Raw genomic sequence first — 4,977 nt, forward strand, 5'->3', positions numbered from 1 at the left:
ACCGTTTGGTGCCGGGGCCTCACCTGTTTAACGAGAGGGGGAGGGGGAATTGGGCAGCTGGTGCTGCTTGGTTCCTCCTCCCCTCCTGCTTTAACGACCAGTGCGTCCAGGGTATTTGTGTTGGCCAAGGTTGCCGGCGAGCTCAGTTGCTTGCACCGGATGACGAGGGCCAGGTTACCCGAGAATTATTCACTGGAGTTCTTATCCAAATTGAAGATCAGGTTGTCGGCCCAGCCAGCCTTGCTGAGCCATATTTGTTCCCTGACGGGTATCGACTAAAAATGCCAGCTGGTCGACTGCGTAATTTGAGTTTCAGGCACCAAGGCGACAGCTCCGTTTCGGAAGACGATTCCCGCAGTTGCACCACATTCACCTGCCGGCGTGCAATGGTGAGAGCAACTGGCAACCATAGGTCTCGGCGTAAGGGGATTCGACCGACCAAGGGAACCAAGACTGCGAGAATTCACCGGGTCAGGCCAATGAACGTCATTGTGGACCTCGTCTTGGAAAGACTTGAAAGCAATAGATACTGTCATCCACCGCCTGAAGGCACCGGTGTCATGTTTCTGAAGACGCGGACGCTTACGGACAGTAGATGCTTTGACTTCTGGTGGACAACATGACGGACACAGGCGGGCGTGGCTGCTGACCACTGACGTGCAGCACGTTGAAGCCAGCCGTATCGGAATCCTGCCTCGATATCGAGGGATTGCGCAAGCACATTTAAGCATTCTCAAGGTCGTTGGTGAGGATCGCGCAGCATGATCCTTCAATTGGATTCACGAGTATCTGACTGCGTTGCATGCCGGGATGTGTACTACTATCGACAGCTCGCGAGTGGTCCAAATTCCAGAATGCCCATCACGCTGTCCCGAGATACCCGTTGGAAGAATTGCCGTCCGGTATCTCAGCTTCTTTTCACCAAGAGTCTGAGGTACCGGACTATCTTGTCTTTTTCCCCACTCCAAGATGCGTGTGACTGCGATTACATGGATGTCGGGGTTGAAGCACACCATGAAAAGTGAGCGGCAAACCTCTGATGCAGTTAGGAATATCGGAGGAGCAGCATGCGTACTAGCCAGACAAGTCAAAACTTGAAACGTGGTTTAAGCACACGGCACATCAGGTTTATCGCTCTAGGGTCTGCTATTGGCACAGGCTTGTTCTATGGTTCCGCAAGCGCCATTCAAATGGCTGGGCCAGCGGTGCTGTTGGCATACATACTCGGTGGGGCAGTGGTGTTCATGGTGATGCGTGCGTTGGGAGAAATGGCAGTCCGCAATCCGACCTCCGGCTCATTCGGAAGCTATGCCACTGAATTCGTTGGACGCTTTGCTGGCTTTGCAACCGGGTGGACCTACACGTTTGAAATGTTTGTGGTGGCCCTGGCTGACGTGACGGCTTTTGGCGTATATATGGGTTTCTGGTTTCCCAACGTCGAACGATGGATCTGGATCCTGGCAGTTGTTTTCTTCATTGCCGCCGTGAACCTGCTCTCGGTCAAAGTCTTCGGCGAACTGGAATTTTGGTTCTCCTTGATCAAGGTCGTCGCTATCATGGCAATGATCGCTGGTGGCGTTCTCGTAATCGTCTTCGGGTTGGGCAACCAAAGCGAAGGAGCTGCAGGTCTATCCAATCTCTTTGCTGGCGACGGCTTCATGCCGCATGGTGTCTGGGGCATTCTCGCTTCCCTGACCATTGTCATGTTTGCCTTCGGCGGCACCGAAGTGATCGGCATTACCGCTGGTGAAGCGCAAAACCCGCGTAAAGTCATTCCGCAGGCAATTAACTCTGTGCCAGTGCGCATCTTGCTGTTCTACGTACTCACGCTCGGTGTCATCATGTGCATTCAGCCGTGGAACACGATTGATGGTAGTGAAAGTCCATTCGTTTCGATCTTCTCCAGCATCGGCTTCTCGTCAGCAGCAAATGTCCTGAACTTCATCGTCATCACTGCGGCACTCTCAGCAATCAACGCAGACATCTTCGGCGCGGGACGCATGATTCACGGTATGGCCAAACAAGGCCAGGCGCCACAGGTATTCACGAAGACCACGGCTAACGGGGTCCCATGGGTGACTTCACTATCGATGATCGGCGCATTGCTTATTGGTGTAGTGCTGAACATCTGGTTCGAAGATGAGATCTTCTTCCTCATTGCTGCATTGGCTACTTTCGCCACCGTCGTTGTTTGGTCGATGATCCTGATCTCTCATATTCGGATGAAGCACCGGATAGACAGAGATAATCTTGAACCATCTGCATTCCCAGTTCCGCTTTGGCCAGTGGGTAGCTACTTGGCGCTGGCCTTCATGATCTTCGTGATCATCTTAATCGGCATTATTCCGGATACGCGTAGTGCACTCATTACCGGTCTAATCTGGGTGGCAATCCTGGGCGTCTGTTATCGACTATTCGTCAGAGGAAAAGCTCTTCAAGCAGAAATCCAAGCAGCGCAATCGAAAGAAAATGCAGCAGCTGAACGGTCTTAGCCCGATAAATAATAGGGCAATGACGTATGCCGGCCCCGGACTGGCTGGCCATGAGGGTGCAAACGCAGTTTTGAACCGAGCTACTAGTAAATTGCCAAGTCATCAAGTTCGGCAAAGACCCTCAAAAGCCGTAGTCTCAGGTAAATACTTGCACGCAACGATCCGTGGAGATAAAGATGGCCGCTTCCCATGCCGGATTTCTAGATGCCCTCAGCGCGGCATTACCAGAGAATGCCATTGAAACAGCGGGCCCGCTGCTTCGAGAAAACTCTAGAGACTTCGGTCAGTTGTCGGGGGATCCCATTGAACCGCTGGCCGTGGTTTTCGCCAGTTCCGTAGCGGATGTACAACACGTTCTACGCTTGGCTAGCGAATACAAGGTACCGGTCATTAGCCGCGGTGCCGGCACAGGTGTTTCTGGTGGTGTACACGTACTAGGTGATGCCGTCGTCTTGAACTTGAGCAAGATGAATAGAATCCTAGAGATCCGCCCGGAAGATGAGGTCGCTGTGGTTGAACCTGGCGTCATCAATCATCAGCTGAACGAAGCCGTTTCCGAATTCGGCCTCATGTACGCCCCGGATCCTGCTAGCTACAAGATGTCTACAATTGGCGGCAACATCGCAACCAACGCGGGAGGCCTGCGGTGCGCGAAGTATGGCGTGACCCGAGAAGCAGTGCTCTCCCTAGACGTAGTATTGGCAGACGGCCGACTAATCCGCGTTGGCAAGAATACGTTTAAGGGTGTAGCAGGGTATGATCTCGCCGCACTTTTCACAGGGTCAGAGGGCACGCTGGGCGTTGTCGTTCGCGCAGTTCTCCGATTGCGCTATCTCCCGGTAGACGAGCGAGACATAGCTCTATTGTTCCCCAGCCTGGAAGAAGCAGTCGAGGGCGTTCAACTGATTGCCAAAGCCAGAATTCAGCCTGCCATTTTGGAACTCATTGATCATTCGACTCTGCTCATTCTTGATGAACAGTACTCGACGAATTACGCAGGTCACGGCGGTGCCATGCTCTTGGCTCGACTGGATGGCTATGGCGCCGAGCGTGAAGAAACCGCTCTCCGCAGTGTTTTCGCAGACCGCAATGCCCAGCTAAGCAATTCGGCAGATCCGAGTGCTACGCAACTGATCGAAATGCGCCGAACCAGCCGGGGTGATACTAAAGACGATGCTTACCGGACTGGAGAGGATGTCGCGATTCCGAAAAGCAAGATGCTTGAATACGTGCACCGCGTTCAACGGGCTGCGCGGGACGAAAACGTAAACATGCGGATGATTTCGCATGTAGGGGATGGCAATCTGCATCCGACGTTTTCTGTAGAACCGGAAGACGGCAACGAGCCACTAGCGAGGCTTGACCGTGCAGTTGAAAGCTCCGTACGTATTGCACTGGAACTGGGCGGCACAATTACTGGCGAACACGGTGTCGGGCTGATCAAAAAAGATTGGTTGCAATGGGAACAAGCAACAGAAGTGATCGAACTCCAACAGCAGATCAAGAACCTTTTGGACCCGTTGAATATCTTGAATCCTGGGAAAGCTATCTAATGGTCTTAAGCTGCGAGGCCCGGCTAAGGACTTGGCGGCAAAGAAAAGAGTAGCTATGCCGGGCATTGATGAGAATTCTGCAGGGTGTATAGTGAAATGGTTGTAACCACGGGATATAGCGCAGCTTGGTAGCGCGCGTCGTTCGGGACGACGAGGTCGCAGGTTCGAATCCTGTTATCCCGACACACAGCTAAGGGGGAACTTCGGTTCCCTCTTTTGCATTAAGCAGTCGTCTCAGCACGCAGTGACAGGTCAAGTGGACCTGCCTCCTTCGGCGGCAATTTATCGGCTGACGTGTAGCGAAGCTCAGGTCTGTTACAGGCATTTCAATAAACGAGCTGCAGATCACTCGAGGATATTGCCCCAGGATGTGCGATCCGTGAATTTTTTAGGTATAGTTATATCTCGTGCTAAGGCGTTCAGCGCAGATCAGCTTCGGCTGCTGAAGCAAATGAATACCAAGTCACATTGGGATATGGTGTAATTGGCAACACAACGGTTTCTGGTTCCGTCATTCTAGGTTCGAGTCCTGGTATCCCAGCGCTTCACCAAAGAGATTTGGTGAGCTGAAGATTAATCTTCAGCATACGGCCCCATCGTATAGCGGCCTAGTACTCCGCCCTCTCACGGCGGCAACACGGGTTCGAATCCCGTTGGGGTCACCAAAGCAAAAATCGCGAAACTTATGTTTCGCGATTTTTTTATGCCCAAAAACCGAGGATTCTACGGAACCGACAGCGGCTTCCGCTGATACCTCCTTAAGCAGGGTAATCCGTCAGTAATGTAACGGCGCAGAGTTGCAGGTCTAGCGCGGGTGAGGGGAAACTGCCCGTTGAGCCCGTTGAGCCCGTTGAGCCCGTTGAGCCCGTTGAGCCCGTTGAGCCCGTTGAGCCCGTTGAGCCCGTTGAGCCCGTTGAGCCCGTTGAGCCCGA

2 protein-coding genes and 3 tRNA genes are annotated in these 4,977 nt (G+C 53.0%); all 5 read left to right on the top strand.

From position 1 onward, the window contains the following. Positions 1-1,067: 1,067 nt before the first annotated feature. Positions 1,068-2,492, top strand: coding sequence for an amino acid permease (locus ACIOTL_RS17995; protein WP_388026053.1), 1,425 nt, complete (start codon positions 1,068-1,070; stop codon positions 2,490-2,492). A gap of 176 nt (positions 2,493-2,668) precedes the next feature. Continuing rightward, entirely contained in the window at positions 2,669-4,045 is a 1,377-nt protein-coding gene (locus tag ACIOTL_RS18000) for an FAD-linked oxidase C-terminal domain-containing protein (protein ID WP_332504510.1), read from the top strand. Between the two features lie 109 nt (positions 4,046-4,154). After that, a tRNA-Pro gene (locus ACIOTL_RS18005) sits at positions 4,155-4,228 on the top strand. A 286-nt stretch (positions 4,229-4,514) separates the two neighbouring features. Next, positions 4,515-4,586 (top strand) — tRNA-Gln (locus ACIOTL_RS18010). A gap of 48 nt (positions 4,587-4,634) precedes the next feature. Then, positions 4,635-4,710: transfer RNA gene (locus tag ACIOTL_RS18015), tRNA-Glu, on the top strand. Positions 4,711-4,977 lie beyond the last annotated feature (267 nt).

Source organism: Glutamicibacter sp. NPDC087673 (assembly GCF_044743255.1).
In the GTDB taxonomy this organism is placed as follows: domain Bacteria; phylum Actinomycetota; class Actinomycetes; order Actinomycetales; family Micrococcaceae; genus Glutamicibacter.